Genomic DNA, 23,720 nt, shown 5'->3' on the forward strand with positions numbered 1-23,720 from the left:
GGTGACCTGGGCAACCTGCCCAGGCCGCCGCCCGCAGTCTCGCCACATCCTGCTGTCAGCCCGTGCAGAGCGCGCCGATGACGCGGCGGGCGATCAGGTCGACGTGCTCGTCGGTCATGGCCGTCGACAACGCCAGCAAACCGTTCGTTCCGGCCAACACTCCGGCCTCGTAGAGCCGCCACCACGTGCTGACAGGCTCGTCGACGATCAACCGCAGCAGAGAACCGCGGCCGTTGACCTCGACCCCGGACTCCACGAGCCGCTCACGTAGGCCATCGCCCTGGGCGTTGAGAGCGGCGATGTCATTCGCCTCGAACCGGCGCATCGTGCTGATGCCGGCGGCCATCGTGACCGGATTCGCGCTGAAGGTGCCTCCCCAGGCCACCGGTCCGGCGCCCAACGGACTGAAGGCGGCCAGCACGTCGGCTCGGCCACCGACGGCGCCGACCGGGAACCCGCCGCCGATGATCTTGCCCAGCGAAACGAGGTCGGGCGCGAGGTGATACGCCTGGTGCAATCCGCCGGGGCCGAGGCGGAACGTGATCACCTCGTCGATGGCGAGCAAGGCACCGTACGCGGTGGCCAGCTCGCGCGCGGCCGCGGCGAACTCGCCCGAGACGGGCCGTAGGCCGGCGCGGTTGGGCATCAGATCGAGCAGCACGACGGCGACCTGGTCGCCATGCCGGCGCATGGCTGCTTGCAGGGCACTGACGTCGTTCTGCGGCAGCACGATCGACGCCGCGGCGGCACTGTCGGGCACCCCGGGTGCATCGGTGGCCACCACGCCGTCATAGGTCCCGTGATAGCTGCCTTCGAACCGCACCACCAGATTGCGACCGGTATGCGCCCGGGCGCCGCGAATCAGCATCATGACGGCTTCGGTTCCCGAGTTGCAGAACCTCCACTGCGCCAACCCGGTCCGGCTCCGGAGCAGTTCGGCCATGTCGACCTCGTAAGCAGTCGGTAGCCCGAACGCCGTCCCCTTGGCGGCCGCTTCGGCCGCCGCAGCCAGCGTCTGTGGATCAGCGTGCCCATGGATCAGTGAGGTGTAGTTGTTGTTGCAGTCGATCGTCCGATGTCCGGCAGAGTCGACCACCATCGGGCCCTCCCCCGCGACGGCATAGGGCGGATGGGGCGCGACGAACAAGGTGGATCGGGTGTTCCCACCGGGCAGGACCTCGACCGCGCGGTCGAAGATCTCATCGGCCGCAGCCATCAGCGGGTGCTGATGGTGCGGCTCTGCTCGCGCATGAAACCCGGTAGATACCAGGGACCCAGGCCTCCCTTGCCCGACGAGCCACTGGCCTTCCATCCGCAGAACGACTGCAGCCCGGGCCATGCGCCGGTGGTCGCGCCTTCGCGCCGATTGACGTAGACCACCCCGGCTTGTATCTCGTCGAGGAAGCGTTCGGTCTCGATTTGTTCGGCGCTGAAGATTCCCGCCGACAGGCCGTAGTCGACGCCATTGGCCTCGGCCATGGCGTCGTCGAAGCCGTCGACCGCGGTCACTGTGACCACCGGAGCGAACAGTTCCTCCCGGGTCAAGCGATGACCGCGCGGCAGACCCGTGATGACGGTCGGCGACACGAAGTGACCGGGCCCCTCTGGCTTCGGCGTACTGATGACGGTACCGCCGTCGGCGCGTGCGGTGGAGAGCGCCGCGTCGACCCTGGCCGCGGCGTGTTCGTCGATCAGCGGTCCCACGAATACGGCGGCGGAGGCGGGGTCACCGACGACGAGCTCGTCGATCCGCGCCGACAGTCGGGCGACCAGCTCGTCGTGCACCGGGCGGTCGACCACCACACGCCGGGTGGCACTGCACTTCTGGCCGGAGAATCCGTAGGCCGACCGCACGATGCCCTCGACCGCATCGTCGAGATCGGCACTGGCCATGACGATGGCCGGGTTGTTGCCTCCCATTTCGGCGAGTACCGGTTTGCCGTACGCACCGGCGGACAGGTGCCGGATGATGTTCCAGCCGACCTGCGCCGAGCCGGTGAAAGCGACTCCGTCGACGCCGGACTCCGCCAGCAGTCGGCCGGTGTCGGCGCCGCCCTGCACGACGTTGAGGACGCCGGGCGCAAGCGACGCGTCCAGCAGGCGCGCTGCCAGCGCTGTCGAACGAGGTGTCTTGTCGGACGGTTTGAGCACGACGGTGTTCCCGGTCACCAAGGCGGCCGCAGTCATGTTGACCGCCAGTGCGACCGGGAAGTTGAATGGCGCCAGAACGCCGAAGACCCCGTAGGGCCGCAGGACATCGGTCGTCGTGTCGGTGGCGGTGGCCTGCAGCGGCGTGACGAATCCGTCGTGTGACTCCATCTCGGTGCAGTAGTGCTCGATGAGATCGGCCGACTCCTGCGCTTCGGCCAGCGCTTCGATGCGAGACTTGCCGGTTTCGGCGGAGATGACCGCCGCGACCTCGACGGCGTTGTCGACGAACGCGGACTTCGCCGCTCTGAGGGCCTGCGCCCGTTCGGAGTAAGGCGTCTTGCGCCAACCGGCGCCGGCCGCACGCGCGGCGGTCACCGCATCATCGACGACCTGCCCCGTTGCGGTATGAACGCGCGCGATCAGACGCCGAGGATCGGCGGGATCACGACGCTCGAACACCGGCCCCTCCCGACGCTCGGCGCCGGTGATGACGTGTCCCAAGGGCTCCGGCGTGTCGGCCCGCTGCGCGGCCAGCGCCGTCTCGAACTCGCGGTCCATCTCTGCCGGCAATGAGGTGCTTCCGTAGTTGAGGGTCGACATGGGAACCTTTCAGGAGGTGGGGCGTTCGGAGATGTCGGCGGTGAGACGACCGGGCGACCAGGTGTGGCTCCAGGCGAACGTGGGCTCTTTCTCGAGTACCGCTTCGGCGGCGACGAGACCGACCGCCGGGGCCAGTTGAATGCCGGATCCGCCCGCGCCCAGCGCACAGACGACTGTGGGCTGCCGGGGATGACGGCCGGCGATGGGTCGGTGATCCGGACTCATCGGGTAGATCCCCTGCCAACTGCCGCTGACCGCCAGATCGTCTGGCGTACGGAGCCTTTCGGCCATCAAGGTCAGGACCTGCTCGACGTCGTCGTCACTGACCCGCCGGAGGCGGATGTCCGGAGACACCGGATCGTGCACACCCTCGTCGGTGTGCAGACCAGCGATCAACTGGTCGGGACGCTCGGAACGGAAGTAAACGCCGTCGGTGCCCGAGTCGGGAACGTAATCCATGACGAACGGCAGCAGTGGTTCCATGGGTTGACGAAGGTTCACGGTGATGGCGCCGTGCAGCTGGGGGTGTAAAGGTATGGCGGCTTCCAGGAGGTCACCGACGCGCGCTCCCCACGCCCCCGCGGCGTTGACCACCACGTCCGCGGCGAAGGTGCCCTTTGTGGTGTCGAGTGTCCAACCACCATTGGCGGCGAGATCGGCCCCGAGCAGTTCGGTGTTCACTGACACGCGGCCACCGCGCTCGACGATCAAGCGCGCAGCGATGCTACAGAATTCGTAGCCGTCGATATGACCGTCGGATGCGCCGTACAGGCCGCCGACGCGGTCGTCGGTGACGAGTTGGGGCCACCGTCGCGAGATGTCCTGAGCGGAGAGCACGTGTGCGTCGCTCACCCCGAAGCCACGTTGAATCTCCAGGCTGCGCTCGAACACCTCGACATCGGCCGCGCTGGATCCCAGGCGCAGGTAGCCACAGGCGACGAAGTGCAGCCCGTGCTGATCCGCCATCCGGTCGTAGTACCGCCGGCCGTGGACACGCGCCTCGATGTCATCGGCACGGAAGTACTGTGTCTCCACCATGCCCACCGACCGCCCAGAGGATCCCTCGCCCGGGTGGGTACGTTCGATGACGACCACGTTGTCGACACCGCGGTCCACGAGTTCCAATGCGGTCGACAGACCGAGAACACCGCCACCGATCACCACCACAGCAGGTGTCTTAGCCATTTCGCCTCCAGCGGTGAGTGATTCGAGGTGCGGGCCGACGCGGCCACTTCTCGGTGCCGACGTCCGATACGACAAATACTATAGTTGAGTTGTTTTAAACGCAAGGCACTACGTCTGGCCAAATCCGTTGACGCGCAATCGGTTGCCCGCCCACGCAGCGCGTCACGCCCCGAAGGACACGACCGACCATCCGTAATCCGATACGGGGTAGCGGCGTAGCGACGGCGGATCGGCTTGCCCCCGCTCGGAACGCGGACGGATCGGCAGCCCCGTACTCAACGACGGCACTGTCGACACGACGACGCGGTCGGCCTCGTTGACCAACGTCAACGGTGCCGAGATTCTCCGCAGATCGGCGGTCAGCGAATCGATGAACCGACGGACCTCGACATCGGCGGCGATCACACCCAGCAGGCGGGAATCGCCGGTAACGGGCTGAGATACCGTGACCGTGTAGTCGTCAGAGCCCCAGGTGTCGATGAAGGGTCCGGACAACGTCGGCGCAGCGCTGTCCCTGGCGGTTCTGAACCAGCGCAGCGATGCGTAATCGTAGAAGCTTTCCGAATCCGGATCGACGCTGTGCGTCCGTTCGGCGATGGCTTGGCCACGACGCACCCACCACACCATGGCGGGCGCACGTGCCGAATCGACGTACTCCACGGCGTATCCCGCACCAGCAAGCGCCAAGCCGGGGTCGCCGTCGGACAGCAGCTGTCGGGTCGCGTCGACGAAGTGCTCGAAGTCCGCACCACTGCGGGGGGCTTCGGCGGCCGCCGCCGCCAGTGTTGCCACCACCTTGTCGATCCGACTGGCCACTTGGGCAGCCAGATCGACGATGCTCTGCTCATTGCCGCCACGACGACTCATCAGGTCTTCCTCACGCTCACTTCGCTTCGGAGTCGGGCTATCTCGAGCGCCACGTCCGCTCCCGCCTCGCGAACCGCAGCCCTCGCAGCCTCCCGATCGCCATCGCTGACCGCCGTGACCAGCAAGCTGTGCTGACGCGCGACAGACCTGCGGCACTTCGCCTTCTGGTATGCGAGCGACAACAGCGGGCCGTAATCGATCACGCACGTCACCGTCGCCCGGGTGAGGCGCACCGACTGCGATGCGGCGGCCAGAGCGATGAACAGCCGGCCCTCGGCGCGACGCGCCACCGCCGAGTCCCGCGCCCCGGCGAAAGCCGACACGTGTTCAGCCAGTCCATTCACCTCATCGTCGGACGCTCGCTGTGCACTCAGCGATGCCGCCGCCTCGGCAAGCGAGATCCGCCAGTCGGAGAGGTCTCTCAGGTCGACGAGCGACATCTCCTCCAGCTGCGAATGACCGTGCGCCACCGGGTCATAGGCGTTTCGCCGGACGAAGCTGCCGCCGGTGCGGCCACGCCGGGTCTCGACCAGGCCGGCCTCCCGCATGAGTCCGAGCGCATCGCGCAGCGTCACCGGCGAGATACCGAGCTGCGCGGCGAGTTCGGTCTCGGGCGGGAGTTGTTCGCCGTCCTTGAAGACGTCCAATGCGACGGCATTGCGCAGCCGATCGAAGATCAGCTTGGTACGTCCCCCGTGTTCGAGTGGACTGAAGATCACCTCGCGCAGGATGTCCGATGTCTGCGGAACGGCCATCGAGTTCCTATCATCTTCCTGTCGTGGCTCAACCGACCGCGGTCGCCGGCTCAGCGACCAAGTATGCCCAACACTTCTTCTGCGGCGATGCCGCCGGTGTGCAGCGCCCCTTCGACACCGAGGCGTGAGTCGAAGTCCGACCCGGCGAAGGTGATCCTTCCGTGGGGCCGTCTGGCGGCCGGCCGCATGGTGGTCTGGCCGGGCCGCAGGTAACTCCAGGTCCCCCGGGCGAATTCGTCAGCCGCCCAGTCGTGCCAAGCCACGGCATCGACCGTGATTCCGGGTACGTAGTGCCGCAGAGCCCGTTCCACCGCCGCATGATCGTCGATGTCGAGCACCCCGGGAGAAGAGGTGAAACCGACGACGATGCCGCGGTCGCCTTGGTGGTATGTCGTAGAGGCCGTCGCGAATCCGCCTTCCGGCGGGATCCCATGCCCGTAGAACGGCTGATGGCAGTTGCTCACGAACACCGTCACCTTCTCCGCCTGAGCGGCCACCCCCTGAGCCGCCAGCCGCTGGAGGTCATCCGAAGGCGAGGGGCTGAAGTGCACGTCGGACAGCACGCCGATCGGCAACGCGCAGACCACCGCGCCGACAATGATTTCGCCGCCGGACGTGTGCACCTGCACGGTGTCACCGGCGTCGGTCACGCCGGTGACCGTGGTGCGCAGCAGCACGTCGGCATCCGAACCGGACATGACCGCCGCATGCAGGGCGCCTGTCCCGCCGGCGAGCTGGGGCCCGAGAGTGCGAGCCATCGGAGTGTCATAGGGCGCGGCGAAGAATGTCGCCGCCGACACCGAGCCGCTCCTGGCGACGCTGTCCAATAGCGGCAGCGCCGACGGCACCTCCCACGCGTCACCGGCCAATGTGACGATGTGTGCGCAGAACAGTTCGCGCGTGTGTGGTCCGAGCACCAGATCGCCGAGCAGATCCGGCCAGGGCACGTCGAGATCGGCGATGTCCTGTTCCTCGATCGGCCGCTGGGGGTCGATCCGTGCGGCCAGCGCAGATATCCGGATGATCAGTCGCTCCAACGAGGCGAGCTCGTCCACCGGAACCGGCATCGGACCGACCCGGCGCTTCCCCCCGGTCAGCCAGATCAGCGTCGTCTCCTCGAGCGAGCCCCACTCGAGCGCCAATCCGTGCTCGTCGATCTCCCTCCAGGTCAACGGATAGCTCGCCCGGTCGAGCATGAACGCGCCGCCCCACTCGACGGCGTGGCCGTCGAAGAAGTCGTCTTCCGACCACATCCGTCCGGCCAGTCGATCGCGCGCTTCGATGATCAAGACGCGCAGTCCTGCTTGCGTCAGCCGACGCGAGGCTGTTGCCCCGGCGAAGCCGCCGCCGAGAATCGCGACGTCGTACTGGCCGGCGGGCTGTTCCACCAGGCGATGCATTTCTCTCCTTCGTCGAGCCGGATTACTGAGACTGGAAGGTGGCCAGAGCGGTCGACACCGGATCGAGGTTTTCGGCGTAGTACCGGGCACTCTCGCTCACCGTGTTGGCGCCCTCGGTGTTCTGCTTCGACACCACATACGGCTGCACCTTCGCGTCGTATTCCGAAGCTCCGAGGTCTTTGATGGCGGTGGTGTAGGTCGTCCGGTTGACGAAGCCGATCTGGCCCTTGCGGTCCAGTAGCCACATGGCGATCGCCGCCTGTCCGACATCCGGATTGGGTGCGCCCTTGGGGACGGCGAAGTACGCGGCAGTCGTCAGGCCGCCGTTCCAGGTGAACTCCAGGGGCAACTTCTGATTGACGATGGCGTCATAGATGCGCCCGGTCCACACCATTCCCATGGCGCACTCGCCGTTGTTGAGCAGCTGCAGAACCGTCGAACCGGATTCCCACCAGACGATGTCGTTCTTGATGGTGCCGAGCTTGGTCAGCGCGCGGTTGACGTCGAGCGGGTACATCTGCTCGGGTGTGACCCCGTCCGCGAGCAGCGCAACCTCCATGGTTCCGCCGCTCACCGGATACTTGTACAGGCATCGCTTCCCGGGAAATTCTTCGACATTGAACAGGTCGGCCGACGATGTCGGCCGTTTCCCGTTCAGCGCATTGGTGTTCCATACGAGTACCGATGCGTTGTCCTCCACCCTGATGCCGAACTTGTCGACGCTGGCGCCGTCGAGCGTGTCGACGGGGACCTTGCTGGTGTCGATCTCCCGGAGCAGACCGGCCTGTGCCGCCTGGAAGTACTCGCCACCGGTGCCGAATTCGATGAGGTTCCAGGGCACATTGCCGGCCTCGGCGGCGGCGCGGAACTTCGTTGATGTGCCGTCGGTGAACTCAGCCTGAGCGGGCAACCCCGTCAGTGCCGTGAAGTCCTTCCACACCGTCTCGTTCTTCGCCTCCGTGGTGAGGCCGCCCGATGAGTCGTACCAGGTCAGCGAGCCGGAGAGGTTCTTGAACGTCGAGTCGGGAAACACCGCGGGATCGAAGTCTCCGGCGCCCTGAGCGGGCGCCTGCGAATTGCCGCACGCGACGGCTAGGGCACTGCAGGCTGCCACGGTCAAGACCGCTGCCGCTCGCTTCATTTTCGCTCTTGACATGGCCGCTCCTTTGGGCGAGGTTGTTTTAACCGATCGAACTGTATCTTTAATCCAGCTCACGTCAAGAGGAATCTGTGAGAACCGCTACAACCGCGCAGCGGGGCGCCGACCCGAAGCCACCCGACCCGCCCGCTGGTCGAGATACCGTGCATCCGAGTCCTTCTCGACCGCCGCGGACACTGACCACCCCGCTGGCCTTGATCGTTCTGGGCGCGCTCTACGGCGTGTTCTTCTTCTGGCCGCTGCTCAGCATCGCCCTGCGCAGCCTCAGCGCCGACGGTTCGCTGTCCTACCGCCCGTCGGACTTCTCCATGGTCAACTACGTCAGCCTGTTCACCGATGCGCTGCTGCGTGACGTGCTGGTCAACACGGTCATCACGGCTGGCGTATCGACCGCGGTCACCTTCGTTCTGGCGTTCCCGACCGCCTATCTGATGTCCCGGTTGCACCGGTCCATGTCCACGGCGCTGTTCATGATGGTGCTGCTTCCGTTCTGGGTTTCGATTCTCGTGCGACTGTTCGCCTTTCTGGAACTGTTGTCATCGAACGGCCCGGTCAACGGAGTCCTCGAGGCGATCGGAGTGGGCCGCCAGCCCCTCCTGTTCAACGCCACCGGAACCGTCATCGGTATGGTCAATTACCTGTTGCCGTACATGATCCTGGTGTTGTTCGCGGCCATGAGCGGCGTCGATCCGAATCTGACCCGCGCGGCGAAGTCGCTCGGGTGCTCGAGTCGGCAGGCCTTCACGTCGGTGTATCTGCCGCTGATCCGTCAGTCGATCATCGGTGCGCTGCTGCTGAACTTCATCATCGCCACCGGCTTCTTCCTCACTCCGGCGATCCTCGGCGGACCGCAGGACGTCACGATCTCCACCTACATCGCCACCCAGGTGCAGAACTATCGGTGGGGTCCGGCCAGCGCGTTCGGCGTCGTCCTGCTCATCGCCACCTGCATCGGTTTCGCGGTGGCAGGCCGGATGACCGGACTGACCGCCGGATCCGGAATCGCGATCACCGCGTCGAAAGGTGTATCCCGGCAGGCGTCGATGCCGTTCGGACCGGCCAAAGTCGGCCTGTGGACGGTGACGGTTCTGGTCATCGCGTTCCTCTTCGCGCCGATCGCCTTCGTCTTCCCGCTGTCGTGGGGGGTCGACGCGACGATCGCCTGGCCACCGCGCGGATTCACCTTGGACTGGTATCACCTTGCGCTGACCGACCGGACGTGGACTGCGGCGCTTCAGAAGAGCGTGACCGTCGGCCTGGCTGTCGCCGTGCTGTGCGTCATCCTGGCGGTCTTCATCGCCCGGTCGGTCCGCGCACTCGACCACCGACCCCGTCTGCAGTCGACCCTGGTCGGCATCGTCTACCTACCGGTCATCGTGCCGGTGATCCTGTTGGCCATCGGGACCTTCGACGTCCAAAACCGGATCGGCGCCTTGGGCACCTGGTGGGGGCTCGTGCTGGTCGAGACAATTCTTGCGCTCCCCTTCACCTACCTGGTCGTCGCGGCGGCGCTGAACAACGTCGACCCCAGCCTGGAGAAGGCCGCCTGGACCATGGGCTCGAGCCGGGCCTACGCGTTACGGAAGGTCGTCATGCCGACCGTCATACCGGCGATCACCGGGGCCGCCCTCCTGGCATTCATCAGTTCATGGGACGAGGCGGTTGTCGCCCTGTTCCAGACCAGCTTCGACAAGACGCTTCCGGTCAACTTCTACGCCTCGCTCAAGAGCGGGTCGAGCCCCGTGATCGCGGCAATCGGCGCCATGCTGATGCTGGTCGTTCTCGTCTCGGGCGCTGCGTTTCTCGCGCTCCAAACCGCACGCTCGCGTCGCGCAAACACGCCCGAATCCTCCACACCCGCCTCCGAGGGACCGAAATGATGACCCAAGACCACGTGGCGCACTCCGTCACGCCGCCGGCCGACCAGTCATACATCGAGATCCGGCAACTCCGCCACGAATACGGCGGTGTGGCCGCCCTCGACGACGTGTCCCTCGATGTGCGCCCGGGCGAGTTCGTGACACTGCTCGGACCGAGCGGGTCGGGCAAGAGTTCGCTGCTGCACATCATCGCCGGTCTCATCGAGCCGACGGCGGGAACGGTCTCGATCGCCGGTCGCGACATCACCCACCTGCCTCCGCAGAAGCGCGAGATCGGTCTGGTCTTCCAGAATTACGCGCTCTTTCCCCATCTCACGGCGCGCGAGAACATCCGCTTCCCGCTCAACGTGCGCAAAACCGCCGACAACGAGGCTGCCGAGCGTGTGGCAGAGGTGCTCGAACTTGTCGAACTGACCGCGCTGGCCGACCGTCGGCCCGATCAGCTCAGTGGCGGGCAGCAGCAGCGGGTGGCCGTCGGCCGCGCGATCTCGGCGGTGCCGAAGGTGCTGCTGCTCGACGAACCGCTCGGCGCACTCGACCGCAGACTCCGCCAACAGTTGGGCCAGGAGATCCGGCGCGTACAGCGCGAGACGGGCATCACGACGCTCTACGTCACACACGATCAGGAGGAGGCGTTCACGATGTCCGATCGCGTCGTGGTCATGAACCACGGTGAGATCAGACAGGTCGGCACACCCGAGCAGGTGTACATCCGGCCCCGCGATTCGTTCGTCGCCGACTTCGTCGGCGAGGTGAACAGATGGCCGGCCACCGCCTCGAGCCACACCGGAGACACCACCCGAGTGACACTTGCGGGGCAGACCGAGTTCGAGGCGCTGCGTGGATACGCCGTGCCCGGTGACCATGCCGACCTGGCGGCGATCGTGCGGCCCGAACGTGTGTGGGTCTGGCACCCGGATCGACCTGCTCCCCGTCCGGGTATCCAGGTGGTTGGGGCCGGCCACATCGTGGAGTCGACGTTCCTCGGCAACAGCCGCAGCGTGGTGGTCGAGTCCGAACGACTCGGGCGGCTCACGGCGCTGCTGTATGACGGCGAGGAGCCACGTGACGAGGGCGCACGGGTGCTCTTCGGGTGGGAAGCCCGCCACGCGTTGGTGATTCCGCGATGACGCCGGACGCCGATGGGTCAGTGAGCAAGATCGCCGCCTCGGCGAGCGACGCGGTGGCCGACATCCCCGACGGAGCCAGCGTTGCGGTGGGCGGATTCGGCCTCGCGGGTATCCCCTGGTTCCTCATCGAGGCGGTGCTCGACCGGGGCGCAGCTGAGTTGACGATCGTGAGCAACAACTGCGGCGTGGACGGCGGCGGACTGGGTCTGCTGCTCGAGGCCCGCAGAATCGCCCGCGTCATCGCCTCATACGTCGGTGACAACAAGGAGTTCGCCCGCCAGTATCTCGCCGGCGAGCTGACGGTCGAGCTGACTCCCCAGGGCACGCTGGCCGAACGATTGCGAGCCGGCGGAAGTGGCATCGGCGCCTTCTTCACTCCGACCGGGGTCGGCACACTGGTCGCCGAGGGCGGCCTCCCATGGCGCTACCATCCCGACGGCACCGTCGCAATCGCTTCGCCTCCCAAGGAGATTCGCACCTTCGGCGGCCGCCAGATGCTGCTGGAGGAGTCCATCAGAACAGACTTCGCGCTCATCCGCGCAGCGGCGGCTGACGCCGCGGGCAACTGCGTGTTCCACGCCGCGGCAAGGAATTTCAACCCGGCCGCCGCGATGGCCGGCCGAACCACCATCGTCGAGGCCGAAAAGGTGGTGCCGACAGGCGAACTGGACCCCGATGCGATTCATCTGCCGGGGATCTTCGTGCAACGCGTCGTTGCCCTCACCCCCGAGCAGGCGGCGCACAAGCGCATCGAGAAATTGACTGTACGGCCGCGCCCGCATTCTGGAGCAACGCGGTGAGCTGGACGCATGCGGAGATGGCCGCCCGTGCGTCACGAGAACTGCACGCCGGCGATTACGTCAACCTCGGTATCGGACTGCCGACGTTGATCCCCGAATACCTGGCCGAGGACGCCGGTGTCAGCTTGCACGCCGAGAACGGCATCCTCGGTGTGGGGCCGTTTCCCTTCGAAGATGAAGTGGACGCCGATGTGATCAATGCGGGCAAACAAGCGGTGACGGTCGTCGCGGGCGCATCGTATTTCGATTCGGCGACCAGCTTCGCGATGATTCGGGGCGGCCACGTCGACGTGGCCGTCCTCGGCGGCATGCAGGTGTCGCCGTCCGGCGATCTCGCCAATTGGATGGTGCCCGGTGCCATGGTCAAAGGGATGGGCGGCGCCATGGATCTGGTCAGCGGTGCCCGCCGCGTCATCGTCGTGATGGACCATGTCGCCAGATCCGGGGCGGCCAAGCTGGTCGCCCAGTGCGACCTGCCCCTGACCGGGCGCGCGGTGGTGTCACGAGTCATCACCGATCGCGGGGTCTTCGACACCGCCGGTGAGGCGTTCCAGGTCGTCGAGCTCGCCCCCGACGTCCAGGTCGAGGATCTCGTGGCGGTCACCGACGCTCCGCTGGTCGGGCCGGTCTACTGATCGGCCGATCCGGATCCGCTCGACGCGCTGGACGTGGTTGACGACGACGCGGACTACCGCTTCTTGAACACCGTCCGGTGCCACTCCTTGTCGGCCACCGCGGTGATATCGCTCATCACGTGTTTGATGGTGAGGTACTCCTCGAAGGAGTAATCGCTCATGTCCTTGCCGAAGCCCGAGGCACCGACGCCGCCGTGCGGCATCTCGCTGATGATCGGGATGTGGTCGTTGATCCACACGCAGCCGGCGTTGATCTCCCGCGATGCCCGCTGCGCGCGGTACACGTCGCGGGTCCATGCGGATGCGGCCAGCCCGTAGGCGGTGTCATTGGCCTGTCGCAGGGCGTCGTCGTCGTCGGTGAAGGACCGCACGGTCAGCACCGGGCCGAACACCTCGTCGCGGTACACCTCGGACTGTTCGGACACATCGGCGATCAGCGTCGGACGGTAGAACGCTCCCGGCAGATCGGGCGCCGCCCCGCCGGTGACGACCCGGCCGCCCTCCTCCGGCGCGCGATCCACCATGCCCGCCACCTTGTCGCGGTGGGCGAAGGAGATCAGCGGGCCGAGGTCGGTGTCGGGGTCGTGCGGGTCGCCGACGACGATCTTTCCCATGACCTCGGCGACGCCGGCGACGAAGTCGTCGTAGAGATCACGCGCGACGATCGCGCGCGTCGCGGCCGTGCAGTCCTGGCCGGTGTTGATCAACGAACCGGCCACTGCGCCCTGGATCGCGGCGTCGAGGTCGGCGTCGTCGAACACCACGAACGGCGCCTTGCCGCCGAGCTCGAGCTGGGTGCGGTGCCCGTGGACCGCGGCCGCGGACATCACCTTCCGGCCCACCGGCGTGGAGCCGGTGAACGTCACGAGATCGACGTCGGGATGGCCGGCCAGCGCGGTGCCGACGTCAGCACCCAGACCGGTGACGACGTTGAGCACTCCGGGAGGCAGGCCTGCCTCGCCGGCCAGCCGCGCCAGCGTCAGCGTGGTCAGCGGGGTCAGCTCGCACGGTTTGATGACGACCGTGCAGCCGGCCGCCAGCGCGGGCAGCGCCTTCCACACCGCCATCTGCAGGGGGTAGTTCCAGGGCGTGATGGTGGCGACGACGCCGATCGCCTCCCGCCGGATGCTCGAGGTGTGATCCCCGGAGTACTCGGCGGTCGCCTTGCCTTCCAGATGGCGGGCGGCGCCGGCGAAGAAGTCGATGTTGTCCACGCTGCCGGGCACGTCGAATTCCCGTGCCAGCCGCATCGGCTTGCCGGTCTGGCTGACCTCTTCGGCGACGAGGTCCTCGGCGTGGTCGCCGGCCAGCACGGCCAGCTTGGCCAGCACCGCGGAGCGTTCGGCCGGCGTTGCGCTCGCCCAGCCGCGCAGGGCGTTGCGGGCCGCCCCGACCGCGACGTCGACGTCCGCATTCGTGGCGCGGGCGTATTCGGTGACGACCCGGCCGGTAGCCGGATCGATGATGTCGAATACGCCGCCGCCGGTCTGCACGGGCGCTCCGTCGATCCAGCTGCTGGCTATCGAGTTCACCGTTGCGGTCATGCCCGCCACGCTATCGGACCGGTCGAGGCTCGGCTACGCATTACTGCACCGACATCGGGCTGAAACAATCGATTTCATAGATCTGGTTGCCGTTGACAACGGAATCCGTGCACAATGCCAGATATGGCCAACCCTGACGGCGAGCACGAAGTCGCGCCGGTGCCGTTGCGCGTGAGCCAATCCCGCCCGCCGACATACTTCCAGCTCGACGAGCTCTCCAAGGCCATCATCGAGAAGCTCCAGGCCGACGGGCGCCGCTCGTACGCCGGGATCGGTAAGGCCGTCGGCCTGTCCGAGGCCGCGGTGCGCCAGCGTGTCCAGCGCATGGTCGATGCGGGCGTCATGCAGATCGTGGCAGTCACCGACCCCATGCAGCTGGGCTTCGCCCGTCAGGCGATGATCGGCATCCGCTGCACCGGCGACACCACCAAGATCGCCGAGAAGCTCGCCGCGATGCCGTCGGTCGACTACGTGGTGTTGACGGCGGGATCGTTCGACGCCATCGCCGAGGTGGTCTGCGAAGACGATGACGACCTGCTCGACCTGTTGAACACCAAAATCCGGGCACTACCGGGAGTGATATCCACCGAAACCTTGGTATATCTCAAACTCGTTAAACAGCAATACAATTGGGGAACGCGATGACCATCATTTCCGAAACGGAGCAAGACCAGCACACCGATCTGGCCGCCAAGGCCAACCGCCATCTGTGGGGCCATTTCGCCCGCCACGGCGAAGGCATCACCCCGCCGATCATCACCCGCGGCGAGGGCGTGCACATCTACGATGACGCCGGTAAGCAGTACATCGACGGCCTGAGCGGGCTGTTCGTCGTCCAGGTCGGCCACGGCCGCAAGGAACTCGCCGAGGCCGCCGCCAAACAGGCCGAGAAGCTGTCGTTCTTCCCGCTGTGGTCCTACGCCACGCCGCCCGCGGTCGAACTGGCCGAGCGGATCGCCGGATACGCGCCGGGCGATCTGAACCGCGTCTTCTTCACCACCGGTGGCGGCGAGGCCGTCGAGAGTGCGTGGAAACTCGCCAAGCAGTTCTTCAAGCTGACCGGTAAACCCGGTAAGCACAAGGTGGTTTCGCGATCCATCGCCTACCACGGCACCCCGCAGGGCGCGTTGTCCATCACCGGCATCCCGGCGTTCAAGGCGCCGTTCGAACCGCTGGTACCCGGCGGTTTCCGGGCGCCGAACACCAACTTCTACCGGGCACCCGCACCGTACGACACCGACGAGAAGGCGTTCGGCCGGTATTGCGCGGACCGGATCGCCGAGGCCATCGAATTCGAGGGCCCCGACACCGTGGCCGCCGTCTTCCTGGAGCCGGTCCAGAACGCCGGCGGCTGCTTCCCGCCCCCGCCGGGATACTTCGAGCGGGTCCGCGAGATCTGCGACGAATACGACGTGCTGTTGGTCTCCGACGAGGTGATCTGCGCCTACGGTCGCATCGGATCGATGTTCGCCTGCAACGATTTCGACTACGTTCCCGACATCATCACCTGCGCCAAGGGGTTGACCTCGGGATACTCCCCGATCGGCGCGATGATCGCCAGCGACCGGCTGTTCGAGCCGTTCAACGACGGGTCCACGGTGTTCGGGCACGGCTACACCTTCGGTGGTCACCCGGTGTCCTCGGCGGTCGCGCTGGCCAACCTGGACATCTTCGAGCGCGAGGGACTCAACGACCGCGTCAAGCAGAACGCCCCGGCGTTCCGGGCCACGCTCGAACAGCTCTACGATCTGCCGATCGTCGGCGATGTGCGCGGCGAGGGCTACTTCTACGGCATCGAACTGGTCAAAGACAAGTCCACCAAGGAGACGTTCAACGACGAGGAGTCCGAGCGACTGCTGCGCGGTTTCCTGACGCCGGCGCTGTGGGAGGCCGGTCTGTACTGCCGCGCCGACGACCGCGGCGACCCGGTCGTCCAGCTGGCCCCGCCGCTGATCAGCGGGCAGCAGGAGTTCGACGCCATCTACGAGATCCTGCGCAGCGTGCTGACCGAAGCGGGGCGGCGGCTCTGAGGGTGCCCCCGCTGACGGGCAAACCGCCGATCGACCCGGTGCGGTGGCAACCGCCACCGATCGAAGAGCTGCCCGTGCTTGCGGCACCGGCGCTGACGCTGGCGTCCGTCCCCGGCCACGCACCGGAGGACGTCGTCGTCGACGCCGCCGGCCGGTTGTGGACCGGTGTCGACGACGGCCGCATCGTGCGGCTGAACGCCGACGGCCGGGCGCCCACCGTGGTCGCCGACACCGGCGGACGACCCCTGGGTCTGACGGTCGCGCGCGACGGCCGGATCTTGGTGTGCGACAGCCCCCGTGGGCTGCTGGCCCTCGACCCGGACACCGGTCGGCTGGAACCGCTCGTCGAGGAGGTCGGCGGCAGACACCTCCAGTTCTGCTCCAATGTGATCGAGACCGACGACGGCACAATCTATTTCACGGAATCGACCAGTGCGTTCACCTACGCCCACTTCAAGGGCGCGGTGCTGGAGGCGCGGGGGCGGGGCGGTCTGTTCCGCCGCGACCCCGACGGCACGGTCACCACCCTGGCCGACGATCTGTACTTCACCAACGGCGTGACGGTGACCGCGGATGGGTCGGCGATCGTGTTCGCCGAGACGCTCGGCCGGCGACTGTCCAAACTCTGGCTGACCGGACCGCAGAGCGGGACCATCACACCGCTGGTGGCCAACCTCCCGGGCTATCCCGACAACATCTCGACGGGCGTCGACGGGCGCATCTGGGTGGCGATGGTCTCGCGCCCCAACACCACCGCCGAGTGGCTGGCGCCGCGGCTGCCGCTGCTGCGTCAGCTGGTGTGGCGACTACCCGACCGGTTGGCACCTCAGATCACCCCTGAGGTGTGGGCGGTGGCGTTCGATCCGGTCAGCGGCGCGGTGATCGGCGGGCTGCGCACCCGCCACCCCGAATTCAGCATGGTCACCGGCCTCGTGGAATCGGATGGCCGGCTGTGGATGGGCTGCATCGGCGCGTCGGCGCTGGCGTCGGTGTCGCTGGCCGACGTCACGCTCTGATTCACACGCGTCTCAGGCGTCACAGCGAGCCTCCCCGCCCGCCCCGCCGCTATCGCCTATTCTGCGCTGTTGATGGGGACCTCACGCAGACTGCCGGCCCGCGCCGCGTCGCTCCTCGCGGCGGCGGCGCTGTTGCTCGCACCCGCCGTCTGCGCGTCGCCGACCGCGGCCGCGCAACCGGCGCCGGAGTCGTCCTGCCCCTATCGCATGGTGACACCCCCGGCCGTCGACGCCTCCGAGGTCCCTGAGCCCGGGCAGGACGCGCCGGTGCCACTGCCGGTGCCCGCCACTCCGCTCGGTGGTGACGCCCTGTCGAGCTGCGGGATCATCACCGCACCGGGCACCCCGCCGGTGCCCGGCGACGTGTCCGCCGAGGCCTGGCTGGTCGCCGACCTCGACACCGGCGATGTGATCGCCGCCCGCGATCCCCATGGCCGCCATCGGCCCGCCAGCGTCATCAAGGTGCTTACCGCGATCCAGTCGCTCAAAGAACTCAACCTCGCCAAGGCGGTCCCCGGCACCACCGAGGACGCCAACGCGGAGGGCACCCGCGTCGGCGTCGGCGTCGGCGGCCTCTACACGGTCAACGATCTGCTGCACGGACTGCTGATGCACTCGGGCAACGACGCGGCGCATGCGCTGGCGATGCAGCTCGGCGGCATGGACACCACGCTGCTCAAACTCAACCAGCTCGCCAGTAAGCTCGGCGGCCGCGACACCCGTGTCGCCACCCCGTCCGGACTCGACGGGCCCGGTATGAGCACGTCGGCCTACGACCTCGGATTGTTCTACCGGTACGCCTGGCGCAACAAGACCTTCGGCGACATCGTGGCGACCCGCAGCTACGACTTCCCCGGCCGCGACGGCAATCCCCCCTACCCGGTCGAGAATGACGTCAAGCTGCTCTACAACTATCCCGGCGCGCTGGGCGGGAAGACCGGTTACACCGACGACGCCGGGCAGACCTTCGTCGGTGGGGCCGAACGCGACGGCCGGCGCTTGGTCGCGGTGCTGTTGCGCGGTACCCGTCAACCGATCGCCCCGTGGGAGCAGGCGGCCCGGCTGCTGGACTACGGATTCGGCCTCCCCCAGGGCACCAAGGTGGGCACGCTGATCGAACCCGATCCGTCGCTGGACCCGAAGCCGGAGACCGCCGAGACCGACGCCGCCGCGCAGGCGGCCGCGGTATTGCCGGCTGCCGATGCCATGCCGGTGCGGGTGGGCGTCGGCGTCATCGGCGCCATCATCGTCTTCACCCTCATCATGGCCGCACGTTCACTCAACCGCCGCCCCCAGCACTAGATCCCGCCCACCGCCTCAGCAGGTCCTGTGCGCCGGCGCACAACCGGGTGATCAGCGCATCCACGGGTTCGGCGACGGTGACCATGCCGACGCCCTGTCCGGCATTCACCGGTGTTGCCGCTCCGGCATCGTCGGTGAGCACCCGTTCGGGCAGTGCCTCGGGCCATGGATAACCCTGCGCGTCGTCGAATTCGCGAGTCAACGTGGTCCGGCTGCCCGCGGCGGCGAGCAGTGCGGAGCGCGCGTCCGGCGCCGTGATCGCCTCGGGGCAGGCGGCGAAAGCGGTGCCGATCCAGGCCCCTGAGGCGCCCGCGGCCAGCACCGCGGCCAGGCCGCGGGACGAGGCGATACCGCCGGCCGCCAGCACCGGCACGGCCACGGCATCGAGGACGTCGGCGAGCAGCGCCAAGGTGCCGATCCGCGGTTCACCGTGCCCGCCTCCCTCCGCGCCGCGCGCCACCAGGACGTCGACACCGGCCTCGACCGCGCGGCGTGCGGTGGTGAGATCGGCCACCTGCGTGACCGTCCTGACGCCGGCGGCCCTGGCTCGGTCGATCCACGACCAGTCCTGGCCGAAGCTGACGCTCAGCAGCGCCGGCCCGGCCGCGAGCGCGGTGTCCAGCAGTGCGGGCTGCGCCGTCATCACCCAGTGCACCAGGCCGATGCCGAACGGCAGACCCAGGTCACGGATGTGGCGGAGCTCGTCGCGCAGCAGGGCGTCGGTCGCCGAGCTGCCCATCCCGACCATGCCCAGTCCCCCGGCGCGGGACACCGCGGCGGCCAGCCGCCCGCCCGCGGCACTGCCCATCGGGGCGTTGACGATCGGCGCATCGAGCCCCATCGACCGGGCCCACGGCGTCTGCAGCGGCACGGCGCGACGCTACCGCCTTGCTACCGTCGAGGGGTCAGGCAGATGACACCGGACGAGCGGCACCGTACCCGGCCAGCGACAAGACGGCGCTTCGGAGGTGTGTCGTGGCGTGGGTGATTCTTGTGGTGTCGGGGGTCTTCGAATCGGTGTGGGCGACCGCGCTCGGCCGCTCCGAGGGGTTCACCCGCCTGGTCCCATCGGTCGTCTTCTTCGTCGCGCTCGCCCTGTCGATGGGCGGTCTGGCGGTCGCGATGCGCACCCTGCCGACCGGCACCAGCTACGCGGTATGGGTCGGCATCGGCGCCGTGCTGACCGTCGCCTACGCGATGATCACCGGCGAGGAGACCGCTTCACTGGTCAAGATTCTGCTGATGCTCGGCATCGTCGGATGCGTCGTCGGGCTCAAGGTGGTCGGTCACTGACGTCGACGTAGGCGCGAAAAGCCCACTGCGCCAAGCGCTCCCACTGCCGCGGCGACCACCGCCGCGGACAGTCCCACCCGGGCGTCGTTGGCGACCCGGGTCACGATCTGCGCCGGATTCGGCGGATCGACCGGTGCGGCCAGCATGTTGTCCGGTGACGTCGCCGCCCACGCCGTGGCGAACAGGATCAATCGCGAGGTGATGTAGGCGAACACCATCAGCCCGAGTACCGGACCGAACGTCGCGCCCGCCGGACCGCTCACCACCGACTGCAGGTACACCGAACCGAGCTGCTTGAACAGTTCGAACGCCACCGCGGCGAGCAGTCCGGCGCGCACCGAACTGCGGAAGCTGATCGACTCGCGCGGCAACCGCGCGATCAGATAGGTGAACAACATCCAGGACACGAATATCGCGACCAACAGCGAGAGGATCTTCAGCCCGATGCTCAAGCCGGGGATCTCGGGCACCTGGAACCAGGCGAGAATCCTCTTGATCAGTCCGCGGTCGCCCAGGGCGGTCAGCGCGATGGTGAGCACCAGCGCCAGGAACGTCGACGCGAGCGCCCCCAGGTCGGAGAGTTTGGTGCGCAGGAAGCCGGCCTTCTCACCGCGCTGCAGACCCCACATCTGGCTCAGCGCCTCACGCAGATTGGCCATCCAACCCAGACCTGCCCACGCGGCCGTCGCCAAACCGATGAGTCCCACCGAGGTACGCGACTGGATCGCGGCGTCCATCAGCTCGATCAGCTGCTGGCTGAAATTGCCGGAGACCGACTCGCGGATGCGGTTCTCCACCTCGAACAGCAGTCCGGGCCGGCTGGCGAGCACGAAGCCGGCGGCCGAGAAGCCCACCATCGCCAGCGGGAACAGCGCGAACACGGTGAAATACGTGATGCCCGCGGCGTAGAAGTCGCCCTTGCTCTGCTGATAGCGCTGCTGGGCCCGCATGACGTGGTCGAACCATTCGTAGCGCGCCTGCAGCCGGTCGAGCAGCCCCGGCTCGGCCGGTTCGTCCACACCTGTCTCCAGTCGTCAGCGCCGCGCGGGCAGGAAACCCAGCCGGTCGTATACCCGCTGCAGCGTGGTCGCAGACACCTCCCGCGCCCGCTCGGCCCCGGCGGCCAATACGGCTTCCAATTCGGCGGGATCGGCGAGCAGTTCGTCGACCCGGGTCTTGATCGGCGTGACGAACTCCACCACCGCCTCGGCGGTGTCCTTCTTCAGATCCCCGTAGCCGCGGCCCTGATACGCGTCGACGAGCGCGTCCACCTCCCTGCCGGTGACCGCCGACTGGATGGTCAGCAGATTCGACACCCCGGCCTTGGCGACCGGATCGAAGCGGATCTCGCGCTCACTGTCGGTGACGGCCGAGCGGATCTTCTTGGCGGTGACTTTCGGATCGTCGAGCAGGCTGATCAGACCGGCCGGGGTGGCCGCGGACTTGCTCATCTTCGCCGTCGGCTCGGCCAGATCGTAGATCTTGGCGGTGGCCTTGGGGATCAGCGCCTCGGGGATGACGAAGGTGTCGGCGAACCGCGAGTTGAACCGCTGGGCCACATCCCGGGCCAGTTCGAGATGCTGGCGCTGATCCTCACCGACGGGCACCAGATCGGTGTCGTAGAGCAGGACGTCGGCGGCCATCAACACCGGGTAGGTGAACAACCCGACGGTGGTGGCGTCCGCGCCCTCCTTCTGCGACTTGTCCTTGAACTGAGTCATCCGTGCGGCCTGCCCATAACCGGTGAAACAGCCCAGCGCCCAGGCCAATTCGGTGTGCGCGGGGACGTGGCTCTGCACGAAGACGGTGCTGCGGGCCGGGTCGATGCCCAGCGCCAGATACTGCGCGGCGGTGATCAGCGTGCGGCGGCGCAGTGTCGCGGGGTCCTGGGCGACGGTGATGGCATGCAGGTCGACGACGCAGAAGTAGGCGTCGTAGTCGTCCTGCAGCGCCGTCCAGTGGGTGACGGCCCCCAGCGCATTACCCAGGTGCAGCGAATCGGAGGTCGGCTGCACACCGGAGAACACGACACGGGGCACCGCGGGCGGGGTCTCGACGGGTGAGTTCATGGTGAAAAGATCATTTCACGGACCGTTTCACCCCTATCATTCGCGCGGTGCGACGAATGATGGCGGTGACCGTCCTGGCAGTGCTGTTGGCATCGGCGGTCGGGTGCCAACGCGACACCGGACAGGACGACACCTCACGCGCGGTGGTGATCGTCTCGGGCGGAAACGCCACGAGCCCGTTCACCACACCCGATCAGGCCTGCGTCACCGGATTGGCGGCCGGCAACACCGACACCGCCCTGCGCGAACACCTCCTCGGCCAGGGGATGACCGTGTTCACCGCACCGGCCATGGCCGGACGCGGGCAGGTGCGAGATCAGACCGGGTTCGGCGCCTTCGGGGTGTGCCCGGTGACTCTGCCGGACAACCTGACGGTGAACTCGACCGGCAGCATCGACCTGGCCGGTGAGCACCTGGCTCGGTTCCTGAATTGGCTGCACACCGAGAAGGGCGTCGGCGAGGTGGACCTGGTCGCCCACTCGATGGGCGGCCTGTACTCCCGCTCGGCGATCCGGGTGCTGGCCACCACCGGTGCACCAGTACAGGTGCGGTCCCTGACCACCATCGGCACCCCGTGGCAGGGGACGTATCTGGCCGACTATGCCAACGGTGATCTCGCCCTCACCGACTGTCTGGGCGACAGCTTCTGCGAAGCCGGCATGAAGGCGATGAAAGCCGAGGTCGAGCGGCTGGTGGCCGGATCCGGCCGCGAGGTCACCGCGGCGTACCTGACCGGCGACGACGGGTGGAACGACTTCCAGTCCGGCGTGCTCGACGACATCGCGGTGACGCTGATCGGCGGCAACCGGTTCACGGTGGCCGGGCGGGCGAATCCGGCGGTGTGGCCCAACGACGGTCTAGTCGCATTGCGCAGCGCACTGGCTGCCGACGTCGGTGATCCGGTGTTGCCACACCGCCGCTGCCACACCTTCGACGACACCCACAGCATCTTCGTGTCCAATCAGACCGGCCTGGCGTGGGACACGGCGTTGACCTGGGATCCGAGGGTGCTCGACGTCGTACACCAGGCCGTGCAGAACGCCTCGACCGACGGGCCGAACCGCGAAGGCTGTCCGGCGGCCTGATCACACCGGGCGGTAGTCGACGGTGACCGGCGCGTGGTCGGACCACCGCAACGCATAAGCCTGGGCGCGTTCGACCCGCCCGGTGTGCGCCCGTGGCGCCAGCGAAGGGGTCGCCAGTTGATAGTCGATCCGCCACCCGGCGTCGTTGTCGAAGGCGCGGCCACGCCAGGACCACCACGCATACGGCCCGGGAACGCCCGGGTGCAGCATGCGCACCACGTCGACCCATCCGGTGCCGAGCAGGTCGGTCAACCATTGCCGTTCGCTGGGCAGGAACCCGGATTTCTTGACGTTGCCCTTCCAGTTCTTGATGTCCAATTCGCTGTGGGCGATGTTCCAGTCACCGCACACCACCGCGTCGGTGTCGCGGATCTCGGCCATCCGTGCGGCGAGGACGGCCATGAAGCGTTCTTTCTCGAGCTGACGCTCGGTACCTGCCTCGCCGGTCTGCACGTACACGCTGGCCACGGTGATCCCGCCGGTGTCGACCTCGAGGTAACGCCCGTGATCGGCGAACTCGTCGGACTCCAGGTGTCGCGTCGCGCCGATCCGGTGCCGCGAGAGCACCGCCACACCGTTGCGACCCTTGAGGTGCGGGCTGGCCGAGGCCAGCTGCCAGCCGGCGGTCAGCGCCGGGGCCAGCGCCGCGGCCAGCTGCTCGTCGTCGGCGCGGGTCTCCTGCAGGCAGACGACATCCGACCGGGTGTCGGCGAGCCAGGCCAGCAGGCCGAGGTTCTCGGGGGATCGCTGTTTGACCGCCGCGCGGATGCCGTTGACGTTCACGGTGCTCACCATCACGGCGCCAGACCCTAGTTCACA

Annotated in this window: 22 protein-coding genes and 1 riboswitch; of the genes, 10 read left to right on the plus strand and 12 right to left on the minus strand. The window is 67.5% G+C overall.

What is annotated here, in order from left to right:
* Positions 1–55: 55 nt before the first annotated feature.
* The 7 genes from ACN27E_RS11630 to ACN27E_RS11660 all read right to left on the minus strand — a co-directional run bounded on the left by ACN27E_RS11630 (position 56) and on the right by ACN27E_RS11660 (position 8,114).
* Positions 56–1,216 carry an aspartate aminotransferase family protein gene (locus ACN27E_RS11630; protein ID WP_422749208.1) on the minus strand — a complete coding sequence of 387 codons (1,161 nt, stop codon included), beginning with the start codon at positions 1,214–1,216 and terminating at the stop codon, positions 56–58.
* Positions 1,216–2,751 (minus strand): aldehyde dehydrogenase family protein, encoded by a 1,536-nt coding sequence (locus ACN27E_RS11635; protein ID WP_422749210.1) that lies wholly within the window; start codon positions 2,749–2,751, stop codon positions 1,216–1,218. Before ACN27E_RS11635 ends, ACN27E_RS11630 begins: the two co-directional genes overlap by 1 nt.
* A 9-nt stretch (positions 2,752–2,760) precedes the next feature.
* Positions 2,761–3,936: an NAD(P)/FAD-dependent oxidoreductase gene (locus ACN27E_RS11640; RefSeq protein WP_422749212.1), complete on the minus strand. Its 1,176-nt coding sequence runs from the start codon at positions 3,934–3,936 to the stop codon at positions 2,761–2,763.
* Positions 3,937–4,098: 162 nt separating this feature from the next.
* Positions 4,099–4,803: a cache domain-containing protein gene (locus ACN27E_RS11645; RefSeq protein WP_422749214.1), complete on the minus strand. Its 705-nt coding sequence runs from the start codon at positions 4,801–4,803 to the stop codon at positions 4,099–4,101.
* The gene (locus tag ACN27E_RS11650; RefSeq protein WP_422749216.1) at positions 4,803–5,558 is read right to left on the minus strand and encodes a FadR/GntR family transcriptional regulator; all 756 of its coding nucleotides are present in this window, start codon (positions 5,556–5,558) and stop codon (positions 4,803–4,805) included. Before ACN27E_RS11650 ends, ACN27E_RS11645 begins: the two co-directional genes overlap by 1 nt.
* A gap of 50 nt (positions 5,559–5,608) precedes the next feature.
* On the minus strand, positions 5,609–6,958 hold the full coding sequence (locus ACN27E_RS11655) for a flavin monoamine oxidase family protein (protein WP_422749218.1): 1,350 nt from the start codon (positions 6,956–6,958) through the stop codon (positions 5,609–5,611).
* A 22-nt stretch (positions 6,959–6,980) separates the two neighbouring features.
* Complete coding sequence (locus ACN27E_RS11660) at positions 6,981–8,114, minus strand: extracellular solute-binding protein (protein WP_422749219.1); 1,134 nt, start codon at positions 8,112–8,114, stop codon at positions 6,981–6,983.
* 74 nt (positions 8,115–8,188) lie between these two features.
* Between ACN27E_RS11660 and ACN27E_RS11665 the strand changes: the two genes are divergently transcribed.
* Genes ACN27E_RS11665 through ACN27E_RS11680 form a run of 4 tightly spaced genes read left to right on the plus strand, consistent with a single transcriptional unit; the run spans position 8,189 to position 12,562 of the window.
* On the plus strand, positions 8,189–9,997 hold the full coding sequence (locus ACN27E_RS11665; RefSeq protein ID WP_422749221.1) for an ABC transporter permease subunit: 1,809 nt from the start codon (positions 8,189–8,191) through the stop codon (positions 9,995–9,997).
* Positions 9,997–11,127 carry an ABC transporter ATP-binding protein gene (locus ACN27E_RS11670; RefSeq protein ID WP_422749223.1) on the plus strand — a complete coding sequence of 377 codons (1,131 nt, stop codon included), beginning with the start codon at positions 9,997–9,999 and terminating at the stop codon, positions 11,125–11,127. Before ACN27E_RS11665 ends, ACN27E_RS11670 begins: the two co-directional genes overlap by 1 nt.
* Positions 11,124–11,927 carry a CoA transferase subunit A gene (locus ACN27E_RS11675; protein ID WP_422749224.1) on the plus strand — a complete coding sequence of 268 codons (804 nt, stop codon included), beginning with the start codon at positions 11,124–11,126 and terminating at the stop codon, positions 11,925–11,927. The genes ACN27E_RS11670 and ACN27E_RS11675 overlap by 4 nt, the downstream gene beginning before the upstream one ends.
* Positions 11,924–12,562 (plus strand): 3-oxoacid CoA-transferase subunit B, encoded by a 639-nt coding sequence (locus ACN27E_RS11680; protein ID WP_422749225.1) that lies wholly within the window; start codon positions 11,924–11,926, stop codon positions 12,560–12,562. Before ACN27E_RS11675 ends, ACN27E_RS11680 begins: the two co-directional genes overlap by 4 nt.
* Before the next feature lie 53 nt (positions 12,563–12,615).
* Here the strand turns inward: ACN27E_RS11680 and ACN27E_RS11685 are convergent, their stop codons facing one another.
* Positions 12,616–14,106 carry a gamma-aminobutyraldehyde dehydrogenase gene (locus tag ACN27E_RS11685; RefSeq protein WP_422749227.1) on the minus strand — a complete coding sequence of 497 codons (1,491 nt, stop codon included), beginning with the start codon at positions 14,104–14,106 and terminating at the stop codon, positions 12,616–12,618.
* 123 nt (positions 14,107–14,229) lie between these two features.
* On the opposite strand from ACN27E_RS11685, the gene ACN27E_RS11690 reads away from it, so the two are divergent.
* From ACN27E_RS11690 to ACN27E_RS11705, 4 genes are all read left to right on the plus strand, one after another.
* The gene (locus tag ACN27E_RS11690) at positions 14,230–14,751 is read left to right on the plus strand and encodes an Lrp/AsnC family transcriptional regulator (RefSeq protein WP_422749228.1); all 522 of its coding nucleotides are present in this window, start codon (positions 14,230–14,232) and stop codon (positions 14,749–14,751) included.
* On the plus strand, positions 14,748–16,136 hold the full coding sequence (locus ACN27E_RS11695; RefSeq protein ID WP_422749229.1) for an aspartate aminotransferase family protein: 1,389 nt from the start codon (positions 14,748–14,750) through the stop codon (positions 16,134–16,136). The genes ACN27E_RS11690 and ACN27E_RS11695 overlap by 4 nt, the downstream gene beginning before the upstream one ends.
* Before the next feature lie 11 nt (positions 16,137–16,147).
* Positions 16,148–17,152: an SMP-30/gluconolactonase/LRE family protein gene (locus ACN27E_RS11700; RefSeq protein WP_422749820.1), complete on the plus strand. Its 1,005-nt coding sequence runs from the start codon at positions 16,148–16,150 to the stop codon at positions 17,150–17,152.
* 72 nt (positions 17,153–17,224) lie between these two features.
* On the plus strand, positions 17,225–18,454 hold the full coding sequence (locus ACN27E_RS11705; RefSeq protein WP_422749231.1) for a D-alanyl-D-alanine carboxypeptidase family protein: 1,230 nt from the start codon (positions 17,225–17,227) through the stop codon (positions 18,452–18,454).
* Here ACN27E_RS11705 and ACN27E_RS11710 read toward each other — a convergent pair.
* Complete coding sequence (locus ACN27E_RS11710; protein WP_422749822.1) at positions 18,432–19,295, minus strand: NAD(P)H-dependent flavin oxidoreductase; 864 nt, start codon at positions 19,293–19,295, stop codon at positions 18,432–18,434. The genes ACN27E_RS11705 and ACN27E_RS11710 overlap by 23 nt on opposite strands.
* Before the next feature lie 58 nt (positions 19,296–19,353).
* A riboswitch (guanidine-III (ykkC-III) riboswitch) is annotated at positions 19,354–19,418 on the plus strand.
* Between the two features lie 11 nt (positions 19,419–19,429).
* Here ACN27E_RS11710 and ACN27E_RS11715 point away from each other — a divergent pair.
* Positions 19,430–19,747 carry a DMT family transporter gene (locus ACN27E_RS11715; RefSeq protein ID WP_422749233.1) on the plus strand — a complete coding sequence of 106 codons (318 nt, stop codon included), beginning with the start codon at positions 19,430–19,432 and terminating at the stop codon, positions 19,745–19,747.
* Here ACN27E_RS11715 and yhjD read toward each other — a convergent pair.
* Both yhjD and trpS read right to left on the minus strand, forming a co-directional pair.
* Entirely contained in the window at positions 19,741–20,766 is a 1,026-nt protein-coding gene (yhjD, locus tag ACN27E_RS11720; RefSeq protein WP_422749235.1) for an inner membrane protein YhjD, read from the minus strand. The two genes, ACN27E_RS11715 and yhjD, sit on opposite strands and share 7 nt — an antisense overlap.
* A 15-nt stretch (positions 20,767–20,781) precedes the next feature.
* Entirely contained in the window at positions 20,782–21,816 is a 1,035-nt protein-coding gene (trpS, locus tag ACN27E_RS11725) for a tryptophan--tRNA ligase (protein WP_422749237.1), read from the minus strand.
* Positions 21,817–21,872: 56 nt separating this feature from the next.
* On the opposite strand from trpS, the gene ACN27E_RS11730 reads away from it, so the two are divergent.
* Positions 21,873–22,901, plus strand: coding sequence for an esterase/lipase family protein (locus ACN27E_RS11730; protein WP_422749824.1), 1,029 nt, complete (start codon positions 21,873–21,875; stop codon positions 22,899–22,901).
* On the opposite strand, the gene ACN27E_RS11735 is transcribed toward ACN27E_RS11730, so the two are convergent.
* Entirely contained in the window at positions 22,902–23,699 is a 798-nt protein-coding gene (locus ACN27E_RS11735; RefSeq protein WP_422749239.1) for an exodeoxyribonuclease III, read from the minus strand. It lies immediately after the preceding gene.
* Positions 23,700–23,720: the final 21 nt, after the last annotated feature.

The organism is Mycobacterium sp. WMMD1722 (assembly GCF_049315205.1).
Classification (GTDB): Bacteria; Actinomycetota; Actinomycetes; order Mycobacteriales; family Mycobacteriaceae; genus Mycobacterium.

What these genes read in the sequence shown, in the direction of transcription:
- ACN27E_RS11630 (WP_422749208.1), bottom strand. Translation starts at nt 1,216, where the DNA reads ATGGCTGCGGCCGATGAGATCTTCGACCGCGCGGTCGAGGTCCTGCCC.
- ACN27E_RS11635 (WP_422749210.1), bottom strand. Translation starts at nt 2,751, where the DNA reads ATGTCGACCCTCAACTACGGAAGCACCTCATTGCCGGCAGAGATGGAC.
- ACN27E_RS11640 (WP_422749212.1), bottom strand. Translation starts at nt 3,936, where the DNA reads ATGGCTAAGACACCTGCTGTGGTGGTGATCGGTGGCGGTGTTCTCGGT.
- ACN27E_RS11645 (WP_422749214.1), bottom strand. Translation starts at nt 4,803, where the DNA reads ATGAGTCGTCGTGGCGGCAATGAGCAGAGCATCGTCGATCTGGCTGCC.
- ACN27E_RS11650 (WP_422749216.1), bottom strand. Translation starts at nt 5,558, where the DNA reads ATGGCCGTTCCGCAGACATCGGACATCCTGCGCGAGGTGATCTTCAGT.
- ACN27E_RS11655 (WP_422749218.1), bottom strand. Translation starts at nt 6,958, where the DNA reads ATGCATCGCCTGGTGGAACAGCCCGCCGGCCAGTACGACGTCGCGATT.
- ACN27E_RS11660 (WP_422749219.1), bottom strand. Translation starts at nt 8,114, where the DNA reads ATGTCAAGAGCGAAAATGAAGCGAGCGGCAGCGGTCTTGACCGTGGCA.
- ACN27E_RS11670 (WP_422749223.1), top strand. Translation starts at nt 9,997, where the DNA reads ATGACCCAAGACCACGTGGCGCACTCCGTCACGCCGCCGGCCGACCAG.
- ACN27E_RS11675 (WP_422749224.1), top strand. Translation starts at nt 11,124, where the DNA reads ATGACGCCGGACGCCGATGGGTCAGTGAGCAAGATCGCCGCCTCGGCG.
- ACN27E_RS11685 (WP_422749227.1), bottom strand. Translation starts at nt 14,106, where the DNA reads ATGACCGCAACGGTGAACTCGATAGCCAGCAGCTGGATCGACGGAGCG.
- ACN27E_RS11690 (WP_422749228.1), top strand. Translation starts at nt 14,230, where the DNA reads ATGGCCAACCCTGACGGCGAGCACGAAGTCGCGCCGGTGCCGTTGCGC.
- ACN27E_RS11695 (WP_422749229.1), top strand. Translation starts at nt 14,748, where the DNA reads ATGACCATCATTTCCGAAACGGAGCAAGACCAGCACACCGATCTGGCC.
- ACN27E_RS11705 (WP_422749231.1), top strand. Translation starts at nt 17,225, where the DNA reads ATGGGGACCTCACGCAGACTGCCGGCCCGCGCCGCGTCGCTCCTCGCG.
- ACN27E_RS11710 (WP_422749822.1), bottom strand. Translation starts at nt 19,295, where the DNA reads ATGGGGCTCGATGCGCCGATCGTCAACGCCCCGATGGGCAGTGCCGCG.
- trpS (WP_422749237.1), bottom strand. Translation starts at nt 21,816, where the DNA reads ATGAACTCACCCGTCGAGACCCCGCCCGCGGTGCCCCGTGTCGTGTTC.
- ACN27E_RS11730 (WP_422749824.1), top strand. Translation starts at nt 21,873, where the DNA reads ATGATGGCGGTGACCGTCCTGGCAGTGCTGTTGGCATCGGCGGTCGGG.